This is a genomic window from Pseudomonas sp. 313, from assembly GCF_000316965.1.
Lineage (GTDB): Bacteria > Pseudomonadota > Gammaproteobacteria > Pseudomonadales > Pseudomonadaceae > Chryseomonas > Chryseomonas benzopyrenica.
Window position 1 is genome coordinate 50688 of sequence record NZ_ANBZ01000106.1, and the last position, 24855, is coordinate 75542.

The following is a 24855-nucleotide window of genomic DNA, read 5'->3' on the forward strand; positions in this document are numbered from 1 at the left end:
CATTGGTCGGCGCGCCATTTCGGCGCGTTTTCGCGTTATCAGTAGGGAGAGCGCTATGGCTTGGAACGAGCCCGGTGGCAACTCGAACAATCAAGACCCCTGGGGCGGCCGCAACAACAACGGTGGCGGCAATGGTGGACGCAAGGGGCCGCCGGATCTCGACGAAGCCTTGCGTAAGTTTCAGGACCGCATCAACCGCCTGGTCGGCGGCAAGAAGCGGTCCGGCGGCAGTGGCGGCGACAGCTTTGGCTCGGGTGGTGGCAAGGGTCTGCTGCTACTGGGCGTATTGCTGGTCGGCGCCCTCTGGCTGTACAACGCCGTCTACGTCGTGGACGAGCAGGAACAGGCGGTGGTGCTGCGCCTGGGCAAATACCATGAGACGGTAGGGCCCGGCCTGAACATCTACTTCCCGCCCTTCGAGACCAAGTATCAGGAAAACGTGACCCGTGAGCGGGCCTACAGCAAACAGGGCGCCATGCTGACCCAGGACGAGAACATCGTCGAGGTACCGCTAACCGTCCAGTACCGCATCACCAACCTCAAGGACTTCGTCCTCAACGTCGACCAGCCCGAGGTCAGCCTGCAGCAGGCGACCGACAGCGCCGTGCGCCACGTGGCCGGCTCCTCGACCATGGACCAGTTGCTGACCGACGGCCGTGAGCAGGTCGCCACTAGCGTCCGCGAGCGGCTGCAGCGTTTCCTCGACACCTATGCGACCGGTATCACCGTGACCCAGGTGAACATCCAGAGCGCCTCGGCGCCGCGTGAGGTTCAGGAAGCCTTCGATGACGTGATCCGGGCTCGTGAAGACGAGCAGCGCGAGAAGAACCAGGCCGAAGCCTATGCCAACGGCGTGATCCCTGAGGCCCGCGGTGCTGCCCAGCGCATCATCGAAGAAGCCAACGGCTATCGCGACGAAGTGGTCGCCCGTGCCCAGGGTGATGCCTCGCGCTTCAGCCAGCTGGCGGTGCAGTACGCGGCCAATCCGCAGCTGACCCGCGAGCGTCTGTATATCGAGACGATGCAGGAAGTGCTTGGCCAGTCGAGCAAGATCATGGTCACCGGTCAGGCCGGCCAGAATCTGCTTTATCTGCCGCTCGACAAGCTGATGCAGAACCGTGCCCCGGCACCGACCTCGGCCATCAGCAGCGGTGCTGCCCCGGCGGCGTCGAGCGACACGGCCGCTTCGGTCATTCGCAATTTGCCGCAGTCCACCGAGCCGCGTACCAGGGAGAGCCGCTGATGAGCAATAAATCGCTGGCCGCGCTGATCGTCGTGGTCGTTCTGGGCCTCGCCGCCTGGAGCAGTCTGTTCGTGGTGAAGGAGACCGAGCGGGCGGTGATGCTGCGCTTCGGTCGTGTGGTCGAGCCCAATCTGGAGCCCGGACTGCACTTCAAGATTCCCTACGTCAACCGGGTGCGCAAATTCGATGCCCGCCTGCAGACGCTGGATACCCCGACGCAGCGCTTCCTGACCCTGGAAAAGAAGGCGGTGATGGTGGATGCCTACGCTAAGTGGCGCATCTTCAATGCCGATCGCTACTACACGGCGACTTCGGGTCTCAAGCAGATTGCCGACGAGCGCCTGCTGCGTCGCCTGGAAGCAGGACTGCGTGACCAGTTCGGTCGTCGCACCCTGCATGAGGTGGTCTCCGGTGAGCGGGATGCCATGGTCGGTTCGCTGACCGCGGCCCTGAACAAGATGGCCAACCAGGAGCTGGGCATCGAGGTGCTGGACGTGCGCGTCAAGGCCATCGACCTGCCTAAGGAAGTCAGCCGCAGCGTCTATGAGCGGATGAGCACCGAGCGCGAGCGGGAAGCCCGCGAGCACCGTGCCAAGGGTCGCGAACTGGCCGAAGGCATCCGTGCCGACGCCGATCGTCAGCGCCGCGTGCTGCTGGCCGAAGCCTATCGCCAGGCCGAACAGGCCCGCGGTGAAGGTGATGCCCAGGCGGCCCAGGTGTATTCCCAGGCCTACTCGAAGAATCCGTCGTTCTTCTCCTTCTATCGCAGCCTGCAGGCCTATCGCTCCAGCTTCTCCAGCAAGAGCGATGTCCTGGTGCTGGATCCGAAGAGCGATTTCTTCAAGTATTTCCAAAGCCCCGGGCAGTGAGGTCAGGGATGAACGGCGCCTAGGCTTCGCTCGTCGTTCATCCCCGATCGCCGATTTTTTCGTGTTATCATGAATCAGCCGGGGCCATCCCCGGCTTTTTTGCGTCCGTACGAAACCCGTGGAAGGGCGACGCCCTGGCTGATCCGGGTAGCAATCCACGGCAGAGCGGCTTGATCCGGCGGCAGGATTCTCCAGGAATCCACTGCGCCGACCTCGGCAGCCGCGTGCCGATCCATGACATGGAGAAGAGGCCTAATGGCTACGGTAGACCGCTGGCTGCTGCCTGACGGTATCGAGGAAATCCTGCCGCCCGACGCGGCGCGCATCGAAGGCGCTCGGCGCCGGGTGCTGGAACTGTTCCATTGCTGGGGCTACGAGTTCGTCATCACCCCGCATTTGGAATTCCTGGAATCGCTGCTCACCGGCGCAGCCAAGGAGCTGGAGCTGCGCACCTTCAAGGTGACCGATCCCAATTCCGGTCGCCTCATGGGCTTCCGCTCCGATATCACGCCCCAGGTGGCGCGCATGGAGGCCCATAGCCTCAAGCAGCGCGGTCCGAGCCGGCTGTGCTATGCCGGCAGCGTGCTGCATACCCGTCCCCGTGCCCTGTCCACCTCGCGCAGCCCGATCCAGGTCGGCGCCGAGCTCTATGGCGTGCCCGGCAGCGAAGGGGATCTGGAAGTCATCAGCCTGATGCTCGATGTGCTCGAGCAGGCCCAGGTGCCCGACGTCCACATGGATCTGGGGCACGTGGGCATCTATCGCGGCCTGTGCCAGGCAGCCGGTGTCTCCGGCGCCAGCGAGCAGCAGCTGTTCGATGCCTTGCAGCGCAAGGCGGTCGACGAGATCGCCGAGCTGACCGCCGACCTGCCGGTTGCCGAGCGTGGCTGGCTGCAGGCACTGGTCGAGCTCAGCGGCGATGCCGCGGTGCTCGACCAGGCCCGGCAGCGCCTGGCGGGTGCGCCGGCAGGCGTCCTGCAGGCGCTGGACGAGCTGATCGCTCTGGCCGAGTCGCTCAAGGGGCGTTTCCCGAGCGTGCCGCTGTATTTCGATCTGGGCGAGTTGCGGGGTTACCACTACCACACCGGGGTGGTCTTCGCCGCCTTTGTGCCGGGCAATGGGCAGTCCATCGCCCAGGGCGGTCGCTATGACAACATCGGCGCCGACTTCGGGCGTTCGCGTCCTGCCACTGGTTTTTCCACCGATCTGAAGACCCTCGTCGAGCTGGGCACCGCCGTGCTCGACGAGCCGCGCCGCGGCATCTGGGCGCCGGCTGGCCATGCCCCGGTGCTCTGGCAAGCCGTGCGCGAATTGCGTGCCGCAGGCGAACGGGTGGTCCAGGCCACCGGTCATGACGACGCGGACCAGTTGCACAGCTCGGGTTGCGATCGCCGGCTGATCGAGCGGCAGGGCGCCTGGGTCGTGGTGCCCTTGAATTCCTAAACACCGGATCTGGCATCCGGGTGAACGTGAGCATCGTCGGCCTGGCCGACAGAAATCTTCCTGACAGGGGATAAGGTTATGGGTAAGAACGTCGTCGTCCTGGGCACCCAGTGGGGTGATGAGGGCAAGGGCAAGATCGTGGACCTGCTGACCGACCAGGCCGCTGCCGTGGTGCGTTATCAGGGCGGTCACAACGCCGGCCACACACTGGTCATCGATGGCCAGAAGACCATCCTGCGGCTGATTCCCTCGGGCATCCTGCGCGCCGACACCCAGTGCCTGATCGGCAATGGCGTGGTGCTCTCGCCGGAAGCCCTGTTCAAGGAAGTCGGCGAGCTGGAAGCCCGCGGCGTGCCGGTGCGCGAGCGCCTGCGCATCAGCTCGGCCTGCTCGCTGATCCTGCCCTATCACGTGGCCCTGGATCAGGCCCGCGAGAAGGCCCGCGGCGAAGCCAAGATCGGCACCACCGGTCGCGGCATCGGCCCGGCCTACGAAGACAAGATCGCCCGTCGCGGTCTGCGCGTCGGCGATCTGTTCCACCCCGAGCGTTTCGCCGTCAAGCTCAAGGAAGTGCTGGACTACCACAACTTCGTCCTGCAGAACTACTTCAACGAGCCGCCGGTGGACTTCCAGAAGACCTACGACGAGGCCATGGAGCACGCCAAGGTCATGCAGCCGCTGGTCATGGACGTCGTCAGCCGTCTGCACGAGCTGCGCAAGGCCGGTGAGAACCTGATGTTCGAAGGCGCCCAGGGCACCCTGCTGGACATCGACCACGGGACCTATCCCTTCGTCACCAGCTCCAACACCACCGCCGGTGGCGTGGCGACCGGTTCCGGCGTGGGTCCGCTGTACCTGGACTACATCCTCGGCATCACCAAGGCCTACACCACCCGCGTCGGCTCCGGTCCCTTCCCGACCGAGCTGTTCGACGAAACCGGTGCCTACCTGGCCAAGCAGGGTCATGAGTTTGGCTCCGTGACCGGCCGTCCGCGCCGTTGCGGCTGGTTCGATGCCGTCATCCTGCGTCGCTCCATCGAGATCAACAGCATCTCCGGTCTGTGCCTGACCAAGCTGGACGTGCTCGACGGTCTGGACATCGTGCGCATCTGCACCGGCTACAAGGATGCCGCCGGCAACCTGCTGACCGAGGCGCCCACCGACGCCGACAGCTACACCGGTCTGCAGCCGGTCTACGAAGACATGCCGGGCTGGAGCGAATCCACCGTGGGCGCCCAGAGCCTTGAGGCGCTGCCCGCCAACGCCCAGGCCTACATTCGTCGTATCGGCGAACTGGTCGGCGCACCGATCGACATCGTCTCGACCGGTCCGGATCGCAAGGAAACCATCGTGCTGCGCCATCCTTTCGCCTGATGCGCTAAAAGGATGCAGCCGGAAAAGCCCCGCCCCGCGGGGCTTTTCCATTTCTGGCGGGCGAGAGACGCTGGTAGGTCGGGGACGGCCGCTGGTCCGAAATGGCCAGCATATTGCTATGACTATTTACCGCTGAGCCTCCAGCTCCCCTCGAGTTGGCCGACAGCCTGTAAATGTTCCTTGCCGCTGGAGACCCCCATGTCGTTTCTCTTGTCGCTGCTGCGCAGCCGCCTGTTGTTGCCGGTATTCATCAGTCTGTTGCTTGCCGTCGTTCTTCAAGTGAGCCTGGCGCTCTGGCTGACCCAGGATGCGGTGAAGGGATTGCAGTCCGGTCTGGCCGCGCGCCTGTCCGGTGAATCCGAGCAGCTCGCCGATACCCTGCGCCAGGCCGGGAGCGAGGTGGATGGCAGTCTTGCCGAGCTGGCCGGGCAGACTCGCACGCGGCTGGCCGAGGGGCTTGCACAACGCCTGGCGCGCGAGCGGCAGCAGGTGGGTGAGACCCTGACCGCTACCCTCAAGAGCAATGCACAGAATCTGGCCGAATTGCTCGCGGGCGTGGCGCCCAAGGCGATGTGGGACGCCGATGTGCCTGCCCTGTCCGACCTGGCGCGGCGGGCGCAAGGCAATCCCGAGGTGCTCTTTGTGGTCTTCCAGGACGCCCAGGGCCAGAATCTGACCCGCTATCTCAATCGCCAGGACGAGCGCGTGGCCCGCCTGCTCGCCGTGGGGCAGGGCGAGGGCGCCCTGGCCAAGGTGCTGGATGCCGCGACCCGGGATCCTTCGGTCTATCGCGTGGATGCCTCCATCAGTCCCAATGGCGTCGAGATCGGCAAGGTGGTGGTGGGCTTTTCCACCCAGACCATCGAGCGCACCGGCGCGGCCCTGGACAAGAGTTTCAAGACCCTGATCGAGGACGCCGGCGGTCTGGTCTCCAGGAGCGTGACGGCCGCCGCCAAGGGCAGTGCGGCGACCCTGGCGACGCGCCTGGAAGGCACGCGCCAGGCGGCCCTGGCCATGAGTCGCAATGCCGGTGAAACAGTCGCCGCCCTGGCGGGCGCGCTGCGCTGGCAGATCGCCCTGGGGCTGATCGGGGTCGGCGTGGTGATGGTCGTGGTCGTGGCGCTGGTGTTGGGGCGCCGGGTGCTGCGGCGGATCGGCGTGCTGCAGCGGGCGCTGGACGATCTGGCGGCCGGGGAGGGCGATCTGACCCGCCGCCTGCAACTGGGGCACGGCGATGAGATCCAGGCGCTGGGTGGCGCGGTCGATCGCTTCCTGGCCAAGCTGCAGCCGCTGGTGGGTGAGGCCCATGGCGTCGCGGCGCGTACCGGCGAGGAAATCCGCGGTCTGGCCGGCAGCAGCGCCACCGCCGAAGCGGCGGCGTTGCGCCAGCGCGAAGAGGTGGCGCGCAGTCTGGAGGCCCTGTCCGGTATCGCCGCGGAAGCCCAGGGCGAAAGTCAGGCCATGCAGGGCGCCCTGCAGCAGGTGGAGGCCATTCGCAGCTCCACCCAGAGCAATGCCCGCATCGCCACCGAGGTAGCCGAGGGTATCGAGGGGTTGGTGACCCAGGTCGAATCGGGCGCCCAGGTGATCGAGCGGCTGGCCGCGCAAAGCGAGCAGATCGAGGTGGTGCTGGACGTGATCCGCGGCATCGCCGAGCAGACCAATCTGCTGGCGCTCAATGCTGCCATCGAGGCGGCCCGGGCCGGCGAGAGCGGGCGTGGCTTCGCGGTGGTCGCCGACGAGGTGCGGGCGCTGGCCAGCAAGACCCAGGAATCCACCGGCAGCATCCGGACGCACATCGCCGGACTGCAGGAGGGCGCGCGCGAAGCCGTCGCCGCCATCGGCGAAGCGCGCCAGCAGGCCAGCAGCGGGCTGGCCGTGCTGCGCGACAGCAAGCGCATCCAGCAGGATGTCCACCGCGCCGTGGATCAGGTGCATGCCAGCATGAGCACGGCTGCCCAGGCGGCCCAGCGTCAGGCGGAGGGCGCCGCGGCGGTGCGCCAGCGGGTCGAGGTCATCCATGGCGAGACGCTGCGTGCAGCCGAATCGGTGGCGGCCACCGCGCACAGCAGTCGGACCCTGGCGGAGCTGGCCGCCCAGTTGCGCGGCAGTCTGGGGCAGTTCAAGGCGTAGGGGAGGGGCCCGCGCCTTTTCGCGGGCAAGAAAAAACCGGCCGAAACCGGTTTTTTCTGTTGCGTCCGATCTGGGATCGTCCGCTTGGTATTGGTGCCCAGGAGAAGACTCGAACTTCCACGGTGTTGCCACCGCTAGGACCTGAACCTAGTGCGTCTACCAATTCCGCCACCTGGGCCTGCAGTGCGACTTCTGATCGCTTCCCGTCATCCTTGCGGATTTCAGGATTAAAAAACCGGCTAGCGCCGGCTTTTCGTCGACCGATCTGCAAATCGATCGACTATAATGAGTGGTGCCCAGGAGAAGACTCGAACTTCCACGGTGTTGCCACCGCTAGGACCTGAACCTAGTGCGTCTACCAATTCCGCCACCTGGGCACTCAAGGCGATGATTGCTCATCTCCGGCGTCGCGATTGCTCACGGCGTCGTGGGGCGGCACTTTACTCAGGGGGCGTTTGCTTGTAAACCCCTGCTGTGAAAAATATTTTTATTGAGCATGCCAGGCTAACTATTGCGCGGTTTTCACGTTTCAATAGGCTTTATGGCAGTTCCTACCGAACCCAGACTTAGAAGGTAACCCCAGACTGATGGCCGATTGGCAATCCCTCGATCCCGAGGCCGCCCGGGAAGCGGAAAAGTACGATAACCCCATTCCGAGTCGCGAACTCATTCTGGCTCATCTCGCCGATCGCGGTGCTCCGGCCACACGGCCCCAGCTGGCCGAGGAATTTGGCCTGGTCACCGAAGACCAACTCGAAGCCCTGCGGCGGCGCATGCGCGCCATGGAGCGCGACGGCCAGGTGATCTATACCCGCCGCGGCGCCTATGCCCCCATCGACAAGCTGGATCTGGTGCGTGGTCGCATCGCCGGCCATCGCGATGGCTTCGGCTTCCTGATCCCCGACGACGGCAGCGACGATCTCTTCCTCAGCCCGGCGCAGATGCGCCTGGTGTTCGACGGCGACATCGCCCTGGCGCGAGTCGCCGGCCATGATCGGCGCGGTCGTCGCGAAGGCGGCCTGGTCGAGGTGGTCACCCGGGCGCACGAATCCCTGGTCGGGCGCTTCTTCCAGGAGAGCGGTCTGGCCTACGTGGTGCCGGACAATCCCAAGATCGGCCAGCAGGTGCTGGTGCCCGAGGGCAAGCATGGCGGCGCCGCCCACGGCCAGTTCGTGCAGGTGCGCATCGACGAATGGCCCACCACCTTCCGTCAGGCCCAGGGCGAAGTGGTCGAGATCCTTGGCGACTATATGGCGCCGGGCATGGAGATCGAGGTCGCCCTGCGCAGCTACGACATCCCCAACGAATGGCCCAAGGCCGTCGAGAAGGAAGCCGCCAAGCTTAAGCCTGAGGTGGAGGAAAAGGACAAGCAGAAGCGCATCGACCTGCGCCAGTTGCCCTTCGTCACCATCGATGGCGAAGACGCCCGTGACTTCGACGATGCCGTCTATGCCGAAGCCAAGAAGTCCGGTGGCTGGCGGCTGTATGTCGCCATCGCCGACGTCTCCCACTACGTCAAGGTGGGTTCGGCGCTGGACGCCGAAGCGGAAAAGCGCGGCAACTCGGTGTATTTCCCCGAGCGCGTGATCCCCATGCTGCCCGAGGCCCTCTCCAACGGCCTCTGCTCGCTCAATCCCCAGGTGGATCGCCTGGCCATGGTCTGCGAGATGACCATCGCCGGCTCCGGGCGCATGACCGGCTACCAGTTCTACGAAGCGGTCATCCACTCCCATGCGCGCCTGACCTACAACAAGGTCTCCACGGTGCTGGAGCAGCCCAAGTCGGCTGAAGGCAAGCAGTTGCGCAAGCAGCTCGGCGAGGTGGTGCCGCACCTGGAGCAGCTCTACAGCCTGTACAAGGTACTGCTGGCCGCCCGTCACGTTCGCGGCGCCATCGATTTCGAGACCCAGGACACGCGCATCGTCTTTGGCGCCGATCGCAAGATCTCCGAGATCCGCCCGACCCAGCGCAACGATGCCCACAAGCTGATCGAGGAATGCATGCTGTGCGCCAACGTGGCCACTGCCAAATTCCTCGAAAAGCACAAGGTGCCGGCACTCTACCGGGTGCACGACGCTCCACCCCTGGAAAAGCAGACCAATCTGCGTCAGTTCCTCGGCGAGATGGGGCTGTCGCTGACCAAGGGCAAGGCCAATCCGGTGCCCTCGGACTACCAGGCGCTGCTGCAGCAGATCCGCGAGCGACCGGATTTCCGGCTGATCCAGACGGTGATGCTCAGGTCCCTGAGCCAGGCGGTCTACAGTCCGGACAACAACGGTCACTTCGGTCTCAACTACGAGGCCTATACCCACTTCACCTCGCCGATCCGCCGTTATCCGGATCTGCTGGTGCATCGGGCGATCCGCAGCGTCATCCGCTCCAAGCTGGAGACCAAGCACGTCAAGCGCGCAGGCGCCACGAGCATGGCCAAGGCGCGCATCTATCCCTATGACGAACTGCGCCTGGATCAGCTCGGCGAGCAGTGCTCCATGACCGAGCGCCGCGCCGACGAAGCCACGCGGGATGTGTCCAACTGGCTCAAGTGCGAGTTCATGAAGGATCGCGTCGGCGAGACCTATGCCGGCGTCATCACCGCGGTGACCGGTTTCGGCCTGTTCGTCGAGTTGTCCGAAGTCTTCGTCGAGGGCCTGGTGCACGTCACCGCGCTGCCGGACGACTACTATCACTTCGACAGCGTTCACCATCGCCTCTCCGGCGAGCGCAGCGGTCGCAGCTATCGACTGGGCGATCCCCTCGAGGTGGTGGTGGCCCGGGTCGACCTGGACGAGCGCAAGATCGACTTCGTGCTGCCGGCCAGCGCTGGGGCGCCGCGTGTGCGGGAAGAGCGCGAGCCGCGTCAGAAGCGTGGCAACCGTCGCCGTGGTGCGCCAGCGCCAGCGCAGGAACCAAGCGCTCTTCCGGTCGCCGAGACCGCGACTGAGACCGTTTCGCCGGAGCCAGAGCGTGAGTCCCGTCGCTCGCGTAACGGTCGTCGTCGCGGTACGCCGGCGCCAGCGCAGGAACCAAGCGCTCTTCCGGACGCCGAGACCGCCACTGAGACCGTCTCGCCGGAGCCGGAGCGTGAGCCCCGCCGTTCGCGTAATGGTCGTCGTCGTGATGCGCCGACGCAGGAGCAGGGTGTTGCCGCAACGGTCGAGGCAGCGCCTGCGAGCGTTTCGCCAGAACCGGAGTCTGAGCCGCGTCGCTCGCGGAGCGAGCGTCGGCGCGCGACCTCCTCGGCGCAACAGCAGAACGCCAGTACGCCTATGCCAGCTTCGGTTGAGGCGACTCCGTCGAAATCGTCCAGGCAGGACGATCAGTTGCTCGGTAATACCGACGTCAGACGTAGTCGCGCGGTAAAGCAGGCCCTGCTGGCCGAAGCCAAGGTCGAGGGCGGCAAGCCCAAAACCGTAGGCAAGGCCAATGGCAAAGCCAAGGGTAATGCCGACAAGGGCAAGGCCAGCGACACGGCCAAGACGCGGACCGCGCCAGCCCGTCAGGGTAAGGGGGCGGCTGCCGAAGGTGCCGCGGCGGTGGATGCCAGGGTCAAGAAGGCCAAGGCTGCAGGTGCCAAGAAGAAATCGGCAGGCAAGCCCAAGACCGAAGACCAGGCCAAGGCCAAGGCTGCAGCCAAGACCAAGACCAAGACCAAGGCCAAGGCGAAGAAGCCCCATCGCAAGGGTCAGTCGCGCCCCAAGGATGACGCATGAGCCAGTTGGAAACCGTCTACGGTATCCACGCCGTGGAAGCGCTGTTGCGCTTCCATCCGCGGCGGGTGAAGCAGCTCTGGATCGCCGAAGGACGGCGTGAGCCGCGGGTCGAGGCCCTGCTGGAGCTGGCCGCTGGTCAACGCCTGGCGGTGGAAACCAAGCCGCGGGCACTGCTCGACGAACTGGCCGAGGGCGTCCACCAGGGCGTGGTGGCCCAGGTCAGTCCCAGCCAGGTCTGGGGCGAGGCCATGCTCGAGGAGTTGCTCGATCGGGCCGAAGGTCCGCCGCTGCTGCTGGTGCTCGATGGTGTCACCGATCCGCACAACCTCGGCGCCTGCCTGCGCAGCGCCGATGCCGCCGGGGCCCTGGCGGTGATCGTGCCCAAGGACAAGTCGGCGACCCTGACCGCGGTGGTGCGCAAGGTGGCCTGCGGCGCCGCCGAGGTGCTGCCGCTGGTGGCCGTCACCAACCTGGCGCGGACCCTGGAGAAGCTGCAGAAGCGCGGGCTGTGGATCGTTGGGACCGCCGGTGAGGCGACCCAGGAGATCTATGACGTCGACATGAGCGGCCCGACCGTGATGGTCATGGGTGCCGAGGGCAAGGGCATGCGCCGGCTGACCCGCGAGCATTGCGATCATCTGGCCCGCCTGCCCATGGCCGGCAGCGTCAGCAGTCTCAATGTCTCGGTGGCGACTGGCGTCTGCCTGTTCGAGGCCGTGCGTCAAAGACGCGCCTCTGCGTCCAGATAGACTGCCCCAGGAAACGTCTGGGTACCGACCTGGCGCGTATCGCACTATACGAATCGCGCTGCAGTGCGCAAAATACCGGCCTCGCCCTGGGAAAGCCCGGGGCGAGACCTGTCAACAAGAGGATGCCCGCGTGAGTCAGGAGATCCAAGAGCCGGTAGGCTTGCGAGTGCTGCTCGTCGAAGACGATGCCACGCTGCGCATGCTGACCACCGAAGTCATCGAGGAGCTGGACCATCAGGTCACGGCCGTCGCCTCGGCGGAGGCTGCCCTCGAGTTGCTGCCGCAACGCGAGCACGATGTGCTGTTCACCGATATCGGGCTGGGCGGCATGTCCGGGATCGAGTTGACCCGGCGTGCCCTGGCGATGGATCCGACGCTGCGCATCGTCGTCGCCTCGGGTTATGCCTTCGAGCGCGAGCCCGGCATGGAGGCGCGGGTCGGGGTGCTGATCAAGCCCTATGACCTGAACAAGATCCGCCAAGCCCTGGCCGACGTGCAACGCTGAGTGCCTGTGGCTGCCCGGCGGTCGCGCCGGTCATGCCTGCGGTTGCGCCCCTCGGCGCCCTTCTCTAGAATGTTGCCCCTTGCCCGGAGTGCGTCCGCATTCCGCTGGGCAAGTCATCCGAACTATTCACTCCTTGTCTGACCGCGTTTCCGCGGCAGGCTGCAACCCGTAAGGAGCATTAAATGCGTCATTACGAAGTCGTGTTCCTGGTTCATCCGGACCAGAGCGAACAGGTGGGCGGCATGGTCGAGCGCTACACCAAGGCTATCGAAGAAGACGGTGGCAAAGTCCATCGCCTGGAAGACTGGGGCCGTCGTCAGCTGGCTTATGCCATCGACAACGTTCACAAGGCTCACTATGTACTCATGAACATCGAGTGCAGCGCCAAGGCCCTGGCCGAGCTGGAAGACAACTTCCGCTACAACGACGCCGTGATCCGTAACATGATCCTGCGCCGTGACGAGGCCGTCACCGGTCAATCCGAGATGCTCAAGGCCGAAGAAAACCGCAACGAGCGTCGCGAGCGTCGCGAGCGTTCTGCCGAGTCCGAGTCCGAGTCCGCCGAAGGCAACTCCGACGACGCCGACAGCGCCGAGTAATCTGGATCTAGCGAGGAATCATTGTCATGGCACGTTTCTTCCGTCGTCGTAAGTTCTGCCGTTTCACCGCCGAAGGCGTGAAAGAGATCGACTACAAGGATCTCAACACCCTGAAGGCCTACGTCTCCGAAACCGGCAAGATCGTCCCGAGCCGTATCACTGGCACCAAGGCCAAGTACCAGCGTCAGCTGGGCACCGCCATCAAGCGTGCCCGTTACCTGGCCCTGCTGCCCTACACCGACAGCCACGGTCGTTGATCGACGCCTGATCACGGATAACGGATAAACACGGCATGCGGCCTCTGGCTGAGTTCATCATGCGCGGCCGCACCCAAGCCACTCTCGTGGTGGTACTGGGTGCAGTCGTGCCGCTGCTGTACTGGATGACCGCTGCCGGTGGCAGCCTGGTGCTGTTGCGCCGGGGACCTGCCGCGGCGGCCGGGGTGCTGGTCTGGGCCCTGCTGCCGGCGCTGTTCTGGCTGTATCTGGGAGATGCCAGCATCGTGCTGGTGATGCTGGGTTCGACGCTGCTGGCGGCACTACTGCGCCAGAGCCGATCCTGGACACGGGTGCTGTTGGCCAGTGTCCCGCTGGGGTTGGTCTTCGCCCTGGTGCTGGGTCAGGTTTATGCCGAGGGCATCGCGCAGCTGGCGGAGGAAATCCGTCGGTTGTTGCCCCAGGTGTTGGGCCCGAGCGCGGCGCAGTTGCCGCCGGAAAAGCAGGCGCAGTTGCAGCAGTTGCTGCTGCCCGTGCTGACCGGCCTGATGGCGGCGTTCTTCCAGATCACCTGCCTGCTGTGCCTGATGCTCGGGCGGTACTGGCAGGCGGCGCTGTACAACCCCCAGGGGTTCGGTCGCGAATTTCGCGCCCTGCGTCTGCGTCCAGCCATCGCGCTCGGCCTCCTGGCCCTGCTGGTGCTGGCGCCGAACCTGGGCAGTGGGCTTGGCCTGCTGACCCCGCTGTGCAGCGTGCCGCTGGCCTTTGCCGGCATCGCCCTGCTACACGGGCTGGTGGCGGCCAAGCGCCTGGCAGGATTCTGGCTGGTGGGGCTGTACGTGACGCTGCTGCTGTTTGGGCAGCTGATCTATCCGTTGTTGGTGATTCTGGCTGTGATCGATAGCGTGTTCGATTTCCGTGGGCGGTCCGCGCAAGAGCCGCAGGGGCCCGCGGACGGTGAAGGTTAAAAGTTAAGAGGAAAGACTCAATGGATGTCATCCTGCTGGAAAAGATCGCCAACCTGGGCAACCTGGGCGACAAAGTGAACGTCAAGGGCGGTTACGCCCGTAACTTCCTGCTGCCGCAGGGCAAGGCCACCGCAGCCACCGCTGCCAACGTCGAGGCTTTCGAAGCTCGTCGTGCCGAGCTCGAGAAGCAGGCTGCCGAGAAGAAGGCCGAGGCTGATGCCCGTGCCGCCAAGCTGGCTGAACTGACCGTAACCATCGCCGCCAACTCCGGCGACGAAGGCAAGCTGTTCGGTTCCATCGGCACCCGCGACATCGCCGAAGCCGTCAGCGCCGCTGGCGTCGAGCTGGACAAGAGCGAAGTTCGCCTGCCCAACGGCGCGCTGCGCAGTGTTGGCGAATACGACGTCGAAGTGCACCTGCACACCGACGTCGAAGCTACGGTCAAGGTTGTCGTCGTCGCTGAATAAGCGCGCCGTCGCCTGACTGGCGGACTTGCGCCCCGGCGCCGGTCTGTCGACAATCGGGCACGTCATTGCCAAGGCAGTGACGTGCCCTTTGTCTTTTCTGCCCTATCGAAAATCATTTCGCCGCCCGCAATGGGGGCCCAAGACCTGCGCATGAACGAGATTTCCCTGCCCGAGCAGTACGATCTGCAGACCGCTGCCCTCAAGGTCCCGCCGCACTCCATCGAGGCCGAGCAGGCCGTGCTGGGTGGTCTGATGTTGGACAACAATGCCTGGGAGCGCGTGCTCGATCAGGTGTCCGATGGCGACTTCTATCGCCACGACCACAGACTCATTTTCCGCGCCGTGGCCCGTCTGGCCGAGCGCAATCAGCCGTTCGACGTGGTGACCCTGTCCGAACAGCTGGACAATGAAGGCCAACTGCCCCAGGTGGGCGGCCTGGCCTATCTGGCCGAGCTGGCCAAGAACACCCCCTCGGTGGCCAACATCAAGGCCTATGCGCAGATCGTGCGCGAGCGGGCCACCCTGCGCCAGTTGATCGGTATCAGTGCCGACATCGCCGACAGCGCCTACAACCCGGAAGGGCGTGGCGCCAACGAGCTGCTCGACGAAGCCGAACGCAAGATCTTCGAGATCGCCGAGGCGCGGCCGAAATCCGGCGGTCCGATCGGGGTCAACGACATCCTGACCAAGGCCATCGACCGCATCGATACCCTGTTCAACTCCAGCGACGCCATCACCGGGGTCTCCACCGGTTTCGCCGACCTGGACGAAAAGACCAGCGGCCTGCAGCCGGCGGACCTGATCATCGTTGCCGGCCGCCCGTCGATGGGCAAGACCACCTTCGCCATGAACCTGGTGGAGAACGCGGTGCTGCGCACCGACAAGGCGGTGCTGGTGTTCTCCCTGGAGATGCCCGCCGACTCCATCGTGCTGCGGATGCTCTCGTCCCTCGGTCGCATCGACCAGACCAAGGTGCGTTCCGGCAAGCTGGACGATGACGACTGGCCGCGCCTGACCTCGGCGGTCAACCTGCTCAACGACCGCAAGTTGTTCATCGACGATACCGCCGGCATCAGTCCTTCGGAAATGCGCGCCCGGACCCGGCGCCTGGTGCGCGAGCACGGCGACCTGGCGTTGATCATGGTGGACTACCTGCAGCTAATGCAGATCGGTGGCAGCAGCGGCGAGAACCGCACCAACGAGATCTCCGAGATCTCCCGCTCGCTCAAGGGCCTGGCCAAGGAATTCAATTGCCCGGTGGTGGCGCTCTCCCAGCTTAACCGCTCGCTGGAGCAGCGGCCGAACAAGCGGCCGGTGAACTCCGACCTGCGTGAATCGGGCGCCATCGAGCAGGACGCCGACGTCATCATGTTCGTCTACCGGGACGAGGTGTATCACCCGGAGACCGAGTACAAGGGCGTGGCGGAAATCATCATCGGCAAGCAGCGTAACGGTCCGATCGGCACCACGCGGCTGGCCTTCATCGGTAAATACACCCGGTTCGAGAATCTCGCGCCCGGCAGCTACGTTTTCGAGGACGAATGATGGTCAAGGACAAGCTGAAGATCGCAGTCCTGCTCGGTGGCACCAGCGAAGAACGCGACGTGTCCATCGCCAGCGGTGCCCAGGTGGTGGCGGCCCTGCGCCGGCGCGGGCACCAGGTGGTGACCGTGGACACCGCCCTGGGCCTGCTCGACGAAGACGCCGAGCGCGCGCTGCTGGAAGCCCGCGTCGGCCTCGAACCGCCGGAGCGGACCGCCCTGGTGCGGATGCGCGGCCAGGATGCCGGTGCGGTGCTCAGCCGCGCCCAGCTGGGCGACCAGGATCTGCTGTTCCTCGCCCTGCATGGCGGGACCGGCGAGAACGGCACCCTGCAGACCCTGCTCGACCTGGCCGAGCTGCGCTACACCGGCAGCGGCCGGGTGGGCAGCGCCGTGGCCATGGACAAGGATCTCAGCAAGCGGCTGTTCCGTGCTGCCGGGGTGCCCACCGCCGACTGGCTGATGGCGCCCGCGGACGCCGCGACCGTAGCCGCGACGCTGGGCTTTCCGGTGATCGTCAAACCCAGCCAGCAGGGCTCCACCGTGGGTCTGAGCAAGGTCAGCCGCGCCGAGGACCTGCAACCGGCCATCGAGCTGGCGCTGCGCTATGACCGCGAGGTGATGATCGAGCGCTTCGTTGCCGGTCGTGAGCTGACCGTTGGGGTGCTGGGCGAACAGCCACTGGCGGTGGGCGAGATCGTCCTTGGCCAGAGCGGCGTGTTCGACTACACCAGCAAGTACCAGCCCAAGGGCGCGGTGGAAGTGTTTCCGGCCGAGGTCTCGACCGAGATCGCCGAGGAAGCGCGGCGGCTGGCCCTGGCCGCGCATCGGGCGCTCAAGCTCGACGGCTACAGCCGCGCCGACTTCCGCCTGGACGCCGAGGGGCGGCTCTGGTGCCTGGAGGTCAACACCCTGCCGGGCATGACCGCTACCAGTCTGCTACCGCAATCGGCGGCGGCCATGGGCATCGACTTCGACGAACTCTGCGAGCGGATCTGCCAGCTGGCCCTGCAAGACTGACCGCTACGCAGCCGGCGCCGCTATCGCTTCGGGTGGTGGCGGCTGCGTCTCCTGTCGAAGCCGGATCCGGATCCGCCGCCATGCCCAAGACGCTCACCCCGGTGCAGACCCGGGCGTTGTTCCTTTCCACGCTGTTGCTGTTCGTCCTGCCCTTCATCCTGGTCGACTTTCCCTATGTCGATGACAACTGGCGCATCCAGCTGGAGAACGGCCCCGAGTGGCGCCAGCAGGGACGGGTGCTCACCGAGGTCTTCTACCGGCTGCTGACCTTCAGTGACAGCACCCTCAATCTCTTTCCCCTGCCGCTGCTGATCGCCTGCGCCGCCGCCGCCTGGGCCTTGACCGATCTGGCCCGCCATTACTTCGGCGCGCCGCGACCGACCCAGTGTCTGGCGCTCCTGCCGCTATGGTTCTCGCCGTTCTGGCTGGGCAATCTGACCTATCAGTACGATGGCCCGACCATGGCCCTGAGTCTGGTGGCGGTGATCTACGCGGTGATCTTTCGTAGTCGTCATACCGCGCTGGCGCTGCTGGTGCCGGCGGCGCTGCTGGCTGCAGCCATGGCCTTCTACCAGGTGGCGCTCAATGTCTTCATCGGGCTCTGCTGCCTGGAACTGATCCGTACGGTACAGCGCCGCGAGGCGCCCGAGCAGGCGCGGCGGCTGGTGTTGCGCCAGGGTCTGCAGCTGCTGCTGGGTGGCGTGCTCTATTACCTGACGGCCTACCAGCTGATGGTGACCACGCGGCACGCCGGCGTGGGCGGCCAGGTGCTGTCCGAGCTCTGGCACCGGCTGGGCGAGGTGCTACACAGCGTAGGGCTGCTGATCACCCCGGGCAATCTCTGGCTGTGGTGGCTGTTCGGTGGGTTGGCCGCGCTCGGCTACGGCCTGGGCGGCCTGGCCTATGCCCGCGCCTACGGCCGCCGGGCGTTGCTGCCCCTGCTGCTGTACGGCGCGACCCTGCCGGTACTGGCCTTTTGCGTGGCCGGCATCACCCTGCTGTTCAGCGACTTCATCCTCGAAGCCCGCACCCTGATGGGGCTGGCGGTCGTCCTGACCCTGGCGCTGCTGCTGGCCCACGATCTGCTGGAGCGCCTCCAGCCTCGGTTGACCTGGCTGCTGGTGCTGCCGGTGCTGTGGATGCTGTCCCTGGCCTATGCCTATGGGCAGGTGCTCTCGGCGCAGAAGACCTTCGAGCGCGGTTTCGTCCAGGAGCTGCACCATGACCTCAGCAGTCGTCCGGAGCTGCGGTCGCTCAAGCGCCTGCTCTGGACCGGTGGTCCGCTGGAGGTGGCCTGGCTGCCGCTGGCGCAGAAGACCTTCGAGCAGGTGCCGGCCTTGCCCTTCATCCTCGGCCTGTCGCCGGGCAACTTCATGATCGCCGAGCGGCTGCTGGACCTGGGGGTGATCGACGATGCCGACAGCGACAGCTGCAGCCAGCGCGTAGCCGTGCCCGGGGCCGCCACGCGGCTGGTGGACAACCGTTTCTATGACATCTGGGCGCTGGGCGAGGACGGCTGCATCATCATGAAGCCACAGCGACCCTGGGTGCCGTTCGAGTAGGGGGGGCTTGAGGGGTAGGTTGGGCAGAGCGCAGCGAAGCCCAACGTGGTGACGCGGCTGTTGGGCTTCGACGGTGGAGCCGTCTCAACCCAACCTACGCGGGTCGGTAGGTTGGGTTGAGCGCAGAGAAGCCCAACATTGTCAGGTCGTGCGCGGACTGTTGGGCTTCGACGATGGAGCCATCTCAGCCCAATCTACGGGTGCGAGGGCGATCAGCCGCGGCGCAGCTTGTAGCAGAGGAACAGGAAGGCCAGCCAGAACGGAATGGCGTAGACCGAGACGGCGATGCCGGGGATGCGCAGCATCAGCACCAGGATCATGCCGACGAAGGCCAGGCACAGCCAGTTGGCGACCGGCGACCAGAACGCCGGGAAGTGCGAGGTGCGCCCCGCTTGACGCTGGGCGGCGCGGAATTTCAGGTGGGTCAGGCTGATCAGCGCCCAGGCGATCACCAGCGAGGCCACCACCAGCGACATCAGCAACTCCAGGGCATTCTGCGGCAGCAGGTAATTGACCACCACGCAGAGCAGGGTCACCGCCGAGGACACCGCGATGCCCAGCAGGGGCACGCCGCGGCGATTGGTGCGCAGCAGGGCGCGCGGGGCATCGCCCTGTTCGGCCAGGCCATAGAGCATGCGGCTGGTGCAGTAGACGCCGCTGTTGTAGACCGACAGCGCCGCGGTCAGCACCACGAAGTTGAGCAGGTGGGCGGCGGTATCGCTGCCGAGCAGGGCGAAGGTCTGCACGAAGGGGCTGCCGGCATAGTCGTCACCGCCGGCGCCGATGCTGCGCACCAGTTCGTCCCAGGGGTGCAGCGACAAGAGGATAGTCAGGGCGCCAACATAGAAGATCAGGATGCGCCAGACCACCTGGTTGATGGCCTTGGGAATCACGGTGCGCGGCTGGTCGGCTTCGGCGGCGGTGATGCCCACCAGCTCCAGGCCGCCAAAGGAAAACATGATGATCGCCAGCACGGCGAACAGGCCGCTCCAGCCGTTGGGCAGGAAACCGCCATGGCTCCAGAGATTGCTCACCGAGGCTTCAGGACCGCCGCTGCCACTGACCAGCAGCCAGAGCCCGAAGGCCATCATGCCGAGAATGGCCACCACCTTGATCAGCGCGAACCAGAATTCGGTCTCGCCGAAGGCCTTCACGTTGAACAGGTTGATCAGGTTGACCAGCACGAAGAACACCAGGGCGCTGGCCCAGGTCGGCACCTCGGGCCACCAGTACTGCACGTACTTACCCACCGCGGTGAGTTCCGACATGCCCACCAGCACATAGAGCACCCAGTAGTTCCAGCCGGAGAGAAAGCCCGGGAAGCGACCCCAGTAACGACTGGCGAAGTGGCTGAAGGAGCCGGCGACGGGTTCCTCGACGATCATCTCGCCGAGCTGGCGCATGATCAGGAAGGCGATGAAGCCGGCGATGGCGTAGCCGAGGATCATCGCCGGACCGGCCGACTTGAGCACCCCGGCCGAGCCGAGGAACAGACCGGTACCGATGGCTCCGCCGAGGGCGATCAGCTGGATGTGACGATTCTTCAGGCCGCGCTGCAACTGGCCGGCGGCGGGTTGGGGCTGGGACATGGAGGAGGGTGTCTCGGTGGTGAGGAAGGAGCGGGGCGCTATGGTAGCACTCCTGGTGGAGGCGGCATTGAGGGTGGGTCCAGAGCTGCCGTCGATAGCCAAAGGCAATCGATGTCCGGGGGCTGAACTGGTCATTTTTTGTGCTATTCTTCGCGCCCTCCCAAAAACACCCCTTTCCCGGAAGCTGCCATGCAAGCCGCCACGCCGCTGTTCGACTATCCGAAATACTGGGCCGAGTGCTTTGGTCCTGCACCCTTCCTGCCCATGAGTCGGGCGGAGATGGAGCAACTCGGCTGGGACAGCTGCGACATCATCATCGTCACCGGGGACGCCTACGTCGATCACCCGTCCTTTGGCATGGCCATCATCGGCCGGCTGCTGGAGGCCCAGGGCTTCCGCGTGGGCATCATCGCCCAGCCGGACTGGCATTCGAAGGACGACTTCATGAAGCTCGGCGAGCCGAATCTGTTCTTCGGTGTGGCCGCGGGCAACATGGACTCGATGATCAACCGCTACACCGCGGACAAGAAGGTCCGTTCCGACGACGCCTATACCCCGGGCAACGTCGCCGGCAAGCGTCCGGATCGCGCCAGCCTGGTCTACAGCCAGCGCTGCAAGGAAGCCTACAGCCACGTGCCGATCGTGCTCGGCGGCATCGAGGCCTCGCTGCGCCGGATCGCCCACTACGACTACTGGCAGGACAAGGTCCGCCGCTCGATCCTGATGGACGCCACCGCCGACATCCTGCTCTATGGCAACGCCGAGCGGGCGGTGGTGGAGATCGCCCAGCGGCTGTCGCGTGGCGAGCGCGTCGAGGCCATCACCGACGTACGCGGTACCGCCTTCATCCGGCGGGACACGCCCGCGGGCTGGTTCGAGGTCGACTCGACCCGTATCGACCGTCCCGGTCGCGTCGACAAGATCATCAATCCCTACGTGAATACGCAGGACACCGAGGCCTGTGCCATCGAGCAGGCGAAAGGTGAGGTCGAGGATCCCAACGAAGCCAAGGTGGTGCAGCTGCTGGAAAGCCCGCGCATGACCCGCGACAAGACGGTGATCCGCCTGCCGTCCTTCGAGAAGGTGCGCAACGACCCGGTGCTCTATGCCCACGCCAACCGCGTGCTGCACCTGGAAACCAATCCGGGCAACGCCCGCGCGCTGGTGCAGCGGCATGGCGAGGTGGACGTCTGGTTCACGCCGCCGCCCATCCCCATGACCACCGAGGAAATGGACTATGTGTTCGGCATGCCCTATGCGCGCGTGCCGCACCCGGCCTATGGCAAGGAAAAGATCCCGGCCTACGAGATGATCCGCTTCTCGGTCAACATCATGCGCGGCTGCTTCGGTGGCTGCACCTTCTGCTCCATCACCGAGCACGAAGGCCGGATCATCCAGAATCGCTCCCACGACTCGATCATCCGCGAGATCGAGGAGATGCGCGACAAGGTGCCGGGCTTCACCGGGGTGGTCTCGGACCTGGGCGGGCCGACCGCCAACATGTACCGCATCGCCTGCAAGGACCCGGAGATCGAGCGCCACTGCCGCAAGCCGTCGTGCGTCTTCCCCGGCATCTGCGAGAACCTCAACACCGATCACTCCTCGCTGATCGAGCTGTACCGCAAGGCGCGGGCGCTGCCGGGGGTGAAGAAGATCCTGATCGCCTCGGGGCTGAGATACGACCTGGCCGTGGAGTCGCCCGAGTACGTCAAGGAACTGGTCACCCACCATGTCGGCGGCTACCTGAAGATCGCGCCCGAGCACACCGAGCGTGGTCCGCTGGACAAGATGATGAAGCCGGGCATCGGCAGCTATGACCGCTTCAAGCAGATGTTCGAGAAGTACACCAAGGAGGCGGGCAAGGAGCAGTACCTGATCCCCTACTTCATCGCCGCGCACCCGGGTACCACCGACGAGGACATGATGAACCTCGCGCTGTGGCTCAAGCGCAACGGCTTCCGTGCGGATCAGGTCCAGGCCTTCTATCCCTCGCCGATGGCCACCGCCACGGCCATGTACCACTCGGGCAAGAATCCGCTGCGCAAGGTCACCTACAAGAGCGACGGCGTGACCATCGTCAAGAGCGACCAGCAGCGCCGCCTGCACAAGGCCTTCCTGCGCTACCACGATCCCAAGGGCTGGCCGCTGCTGCGCGAGGCGCTCAAGGAGATGGGCCGCGCCGACCTGATCGGGCCGGGCAAGCACCAGTTGATCCCGGCCACCCAGCCGGTGGGCGACGCGGGCTACCAGAGCGCGCGGCGCAAGAATTCCACCCCGGTGGGCAGCAAGAAGGCCGGCACCGGCGCTGGCCGCATCCTCACCCAGCACACCGGCCTGCCGCCCCGCGCCAGCGATGGCAGCAAGGCCTGGGACAAGGGCCAGGAAGGCCAGGCCGCCGGCTACGCCAAGGGCGGTCCGCGCAAGAAGTCGCGGCGCCAGCCGAACATGCCGCGCTGAGGCGAGGGGATGAGAAAGGGGAGGCCGAGGCTTCCCCTTTTTTATGGGGTAAGCAGGAGGCAGCAGCGCTCGGGCTCGTTGGGCTTCGACGGTGGAGCTGTCTCAACCCAACCTACGGGTTAGCGGTGTAGGTTGGGTTGAGCGCAGCGAAGCCCAACGCTTAGGACTACCCGCGCAATTCGGCGAAATGGGCCTGCATGCGCTCGGCGTCGGCGCTGCGGCTGCTGAAGAGTTCGAAGGCCTTGACCGCCTGGAACACGGCCATGGTGCCGCCGTCGAGGGTGCGGCAGCCGAGGGCGCGGGCCTGGCGCAGCAGTTCGGTTTCCAGCGGGAAGTAGATGATCTCGGCGACCCAGAGGCCGGGGTGCAGCAGTTCGGCCGGCAGTGGCATGCCGGGCAGCTTGGCCATGCCCACCGGCGAGGTGTTGACCAGGCCATCGGCAGCGGCGACCGCGGCGGCCCGGTCGGTGCCGACCGCGGCGCGACCGGGGCCGAAGTGGCGGGTCAGGTTGTCTACCAGCGCCTGGGCGCGCTCGGCCTCGACGTCGAAGATGAACAGCTGGTCCACTCCCTCGGCGAGCAGGGCGTGGGCCACGGCGCTACCGGCGCCACCGGCACCCAGTTGCACCACCAGGCGCTTGGCCACGTCCGGCAGGCCGCGGCGGAAGCCTTCGGCGAAGCCCAGGCAGTCGGTGTTGTGGCCCACGGTGCGGCCGTCGGCCAGGACCACAGTGTTCACCGCGCCGATGCCGCGCGCCTCGGGGGAGAGGTCGTCGAGCAGTGGGATGATCGCCTGCTTGCAGGGAAAGGTGATGTTGAGACCGGTGAAGCCGGTGCGCTGGGCGGCCTGCAGCAGTTCGGGCAGGGCGTCGGCGGTGAGGCCGAGCACGTCCAGGTCGATCAGGCGATAGAGGTATCTGAGGCCCTGGGCGTCGCCTTCGCGTTCGTGCATGGCGGGCGTCAGCGAAGCCTGGATGCCGGCGCCGATGAGGCCGGCGAGGACGGATTTCGATGCGGTCATGGCGTTAGTTTCCCTGGTGGGCGATGAGGGCGGCGATGGCGGCGCGATAGCCCTGGCTGCCGAGGCCGCAGATGACGCCGACGGCGATGCCCGAGACATAAGAATGATGACGGAAGGCTTCGCGGCGATGCACGTTGGACAGGTGCACCTCGTAGACCGGCAACTCGCTGGCCACCAGGGCGTCGCGCAAGGCCACCGAGGTGTGGGTCCAGGCGGCGGGATTGATCACCACCCCGGCATAGGCGCCGCGGGCCGCGTGGATCCAGTCGAGCAATTCGCCCTCGTGGTTGGTCTGGCGGAAGTCCACCTCGTAACCCTCGGCGGCGGCGGTCTCGGTACACAGCCGGGCGACGTCGGCCAGGGTTTCGTGGCCGTAGGTGGCGGGCTCGCGGGTGCCGAGCAGATTGAGGTTGGGGCCGTTGAGGACCAGGATGCGGCGGGACATGGCGTTCTCTCTGTTGTTGTCTAGCCGGGCGGACCAGCACCCGGCGTTGCAGAGAAAATGTACCAGCTGGTTAATTTCGTCAATCCGCCGCCGGGGTGTTGCGCCGGAAGCGTTCGATTATCGACCCTGGTGACCTAGATCGCCACCAGTCCGCGCACTCCTTCGGCCTCCATGTCGGCGCCGCGACCGCGCTGGACGATCTCGCCGCGGGACATCACCAGGTAGCCGTCGGCCAGTTCGCTGGCGAAGTCGTAGAACTGCTCCACCAGCAGAATGGCCATGTCGCCACGCTTGGCCAGGTGGGCGATGACGGTGCCGATCTCCTTGATCACCGAGGGCTGGATGCCCTCGGTGGGTTCGTCGAGGATCAGCAGCCGCGGGCGGCTGGCCAGGGCGCGGCCGATGGCCAGTTGCTGCTGCTGGCCGCCGGAGAGGTCGCCACCGCGACGCTGGCGCATCTGCCGGAGCACCGGAAAGAGTTCGTAGATGGACTCCGGCACCTCGCGGGCCTCCCGGGCGGGAAAGCGCGACAGGCCCATGAGTAGATTTTCCTCGACGGTGAGACGCGGAAAGATCTCGCGGCCCTGGGGCACGTAGGCGATGCCGGATTGCACCCGCTGGTGCGGCTTGCGGGCGGTGATGTCCTGGCCTTCCCAGGTGATGCTGCCGCGCTTGGCCGGGATCAGGCCCATGAGGCAGCGCAGCAGGGTAGTCTTGCCGACGCCGTTGCGGCCGAGCAGGCTGGTGACCTCGCCGATGGGGGCCTCGAAGGACAGGCCGCGCAGGATGTGGCTGCCGCCGTAGTATTGATGGAGTTCGTTCACCTGGAGCATGGGCGCCTCGTAAAGATTTTATCGCGGCCATGGGCCGCTCCTACGGCGACATCGGCACCTGTAGGAGCGGTCGCAGCGGCGAACCGCCATGGCCGCGATCAATTGAAAGCAG

General features: G+C 65.8%; 20 protein-coding genes, 2 tRNA genes and 1 pseudogene. 17 read left to right on the forward strand and 6 right to left on the reverse strand.

Going from position 1 to position 24855, the window contains the following annotated elements; translation table 11 throughout:
• Positions 1-55 precede the first annotated feature (55 nt).
• The 6 genes and pseudogenes from hflK (at position 56) to C722_RS27280 (ending at position 7062) form a co-directional block, all read left to right on the forward strand.
• Positions 56-1243, forward strand: coding sequence for an FtsH protease activity modulator HflK (gene hflK / locus C722_RS0123865; RefSeq protein ID WP_017642909.1), 1188 nt, complete (start codon positions 56-58; stop codon positions 1241-1243).
• Complete coding sequence (gene hflC / locus C722_RS0123870) at positions 1243-2112, forward strand: protease modulator HflC (protein ID WP_017642910.1); 870 nt, start codon at positions 1243-1245, stop codon at positions 2110-2112. The genes hflK and hflC overlap by 1 nt, the downstream gene beginning before the upstream one ends.
• A gap of 255 nt (positions 2113-2367) precedes the next feature.
• Positions 2368-3555 (forward strand): ATP phosphoribosyltransferase regulatory subunit, encoded by a 1188-nt coding sequence (locus C722_RS0123875; protein WP_017642911.1) that lies wholly within the window; start codon positions 2368-2370, stop codon positions 3553-3555.
• A 78-nt stretch (positions 3556-3633) separates the two neighbouring features.
• Positions 3634-4929, forward strand: a complete 1296-nt coding sequence (locus tag C722_RS0123880) for an adenylosuccinate synthase (RefSeq protein WP_017642912.1) — start codon at positions 3634-3636, stop codon at positions 4927-4929.
• 1104 nt (positions 4930-6033) lie between these two features.
• Positions 6034-6204, forward strand: a pseudogene (locus C722_RS27275) (HAMP domain-containing protein); the annotation flags it as partial.
• A gap of 123 nt (positions 6205-6327) precedes the next feature.
• The gene (locus C722_RS27280) at positions 6328-7062 is read left to right on the forward strand and encodes a methyl-accepting chemotaxis protein (RefSeq protein WP_371099834.1); all 735 of its coding nucleotides are present in this window, start codon (positions 6328-6330) and stop codon (positions 7060-7062) included.
• A 91-nt stretch (positions 7063-7153) separates the two neighbouring features.
• On the opposite strand, the gene C722_RS0123890 is transcribed toward C722_RS27280, so the two are convergent.
• Together C722_RS0123890 and C722_RS0123895 are read right to left on the reverse strand one after the other, a co-directional pair.
• A tRNA-Leu gene (locus C722_RS0123890) sits at positions 7154-7240 on the reverse strand.
• 112 nt (positions 7241-7352) lie between these two features.
• Positions 7353-7439 (reverse strand) — tRNA-Leu (locus tag C722_RS0123895).
• Positions 7440-7649: 210 nt separating this feature from the next.
• Between C722_RS0123895 and rnr the strand changes: the two genes are divergently transcribed.
• The 10 genes from rnr (at position 7650) to C722_RS0123945 (ending at position 18398) form a co-directional block, all read left to right on the forward strand.
• Positions 7650-10772 (forward strand): ribonuclease R, encoded by a 3123-nt coding sequence (gene rnr, locus C722_RS0123900; RefSeq protein WP_017642914.1) that lies wholly within the window; start codon positions 7650-7652, stop codon positions 10770-10772.
• On the forward strand, positions 10769-11521 hold the full coding sequence (gene rlmB / locus C722_RS0123905) for a 23S rRNA (guanosine(2251)-2'-O)-methyltransferase RlmB (protein WP_017642915.1): 753 nt from the start codon (positions 10769-10771) through the stop codon (positions 11519-11521). Before rnr ends, rlmB begins: the two co-directional genes overlap by 4 nt.
• A 130-nt stretch (positions 11522-11651) precedes the next feature.
• Positions 11652-12026: a response regulator gene (locus tag C722_RS0123910; RefSeq protein ID WP_007161147.1), complete on the forward strand. Its 375-nt coding sequence runs from the start codon at positions 11652-11654 to the stop codon at positions 12024-12026.
• Positions 12027-12208: 182 nt separating this feature from the next.
• Positions 12209-12625: a 30S ribosomal protein S6 gene (rpsF, locus tag C722_RS0123915; protein WP_017642916.1), complete on the forward strand. Its 417-nt coding sequence runs from the start codon at positions 12209-12211 to the stop codon at positions 12623-12625.
• Between the two features lie 26 nt (positions 12626-12651).
• Positions 12652-12882: a 30S ribosomal protein S18 gene (gene rpsR, locus C722_RS0123920; RefSeq protein WP_007161145.1), complete on the forward strand. Its 231-nt coding sequence runs from the start codon at positions 12652-12654 to the stop codon at positions 12880-12882.
• Between the two features lie 35 nt (positions 12883-12917).
• Complete coding sequence (locus C722_RS0123925; RefSeq protein ID WP_017642917.1) at positions 12918-13808, forward strand: hypothetical protein; 891 nt, start codon at positions 12918-12920, stop codon at positions 13806-13808.
• 20 nt (positions 13809-13828) lie between these two features.
• Positions 13829-14275 carry a 50S ribosomal protein L9 gene (rplI, locus tag C722_RS0123930; RefSeq protein WP_017642918.1) on the forward strand — a complete coding sequence of 149 codons (447 nt, stop codon included), beginning with the start codon at positions 13829-13831 and terminating at the stop codon, positions 14273-14275.
• Between the two features lie 150 nt (positions 14276-14425).
• Complete coding sequence (gene dnaB, locus C722_RS0123935) at positions 14426-15820, forward strand: replicative DNA helicase (RefSeq protein ID WP_017642919.1); 1395 nt, start codon at positions 14426-14428, stop codon at positions 15818-15820.
• A complete protein-coding gene (locus tag C722_RS0123940) occupies positions 15820-16836 on the forward strand; it encodes a D-alanine--D-alanine ligase (protein ID WP_017642920.1) in 1017 nt (338 codons plus the stop codon). Before dnaB ends, C722_RS0123940 begins: the two co-directional genes overlap by 1 nt.
• 80 nt (positions 16837-16916) lie before the next feature.
• Positions 16917-18398 carry a glucosyltransferase domain-containing protein gene (locus tag C722_RS0123945; protein ID WP_017642921.1) on the forward strand — a complete coding sequence of 494 codons (1482 nt, stop codon included), beginning with the start codon at positions 16917-16919 and terminating at the stop codon, positions 18396-18398.
• Between the two features lie 212 nt (positions 18399-18610).
• Here the strand turns inward: C722_RS0123945 and C722_RS0123950 are convergent, their stop codons facing one another.
• The gene (locus C722_RS0123950) at positions 18611-19987 is read right to left on the reverse strand and encodes an amino acid permease (RefSeq protein WP_017642922.1); all 1377 of its coding nucleotides are present in this window, start codon (positions 19985-19987) and stop codon (positions 18611-18613) included.
• A 189-nt stretch (positions 19988-20176) separates the two neighbouring features.
• On the opposite strand from C722_RS0123950, the gene C722_RS0123955 reads away from it, so the two are divergent.
• The gene (locus tag C722_RS0123955; RefSeq protein ID WP_017642923.1) at positions 20177-22444 is read left to right on the forward strand and encodes a YgiQ family radical SAM protein; all 2268 of its coding nucleotides are present in this window, start codon (positions 20177-20179) and stop codon (positions 22442-22444) included.
• A gap of 166 nt (positions 22445-22610) precedes the next feature.
• Here the strand turns inward: C722_RS0123955 and C722_RS0123960 are convergent, their stop codons facing one another.
• The 3 genes from C722_RS0123960 to urtE form a co-directional block, all read right to left on the reverse strand.
• Complete coding sequence (locus C722_RS0123960) at positions 22611-23465, reverse strand: shikimate dehydrogenase (protein WP_017642924.1); 855 nt, start codon at positions 23463-23465, stop codon at positions 22611-22613.
• Positions 23466-23469: 4 nt separating this feature from the next.
• Entirely contained in the window at positions 23470-23910 is a 441-nt protein-coding gene (aroQ, locus tag C722_RS0123965; protein WP_017642925.1) for a type II 3-dehydroquinate dehydratase, read from the reverse strand.
• Positions 23911-24044: 134 nt separating this feature from the next.
• On the reverse strand, positions 24045-24743 hold the full coding sequence (gene urtE / locus C722_RS0123970; protein ID WP_017642926.1) for an urea ABC transporter ATP-binding subunit UrtE: 699 nt from the start codon (positions 24741-24743) through the stop codon (positions 24045-24047).
• Positions 24744-24855 lie beyond the last annotated feature (112 nt).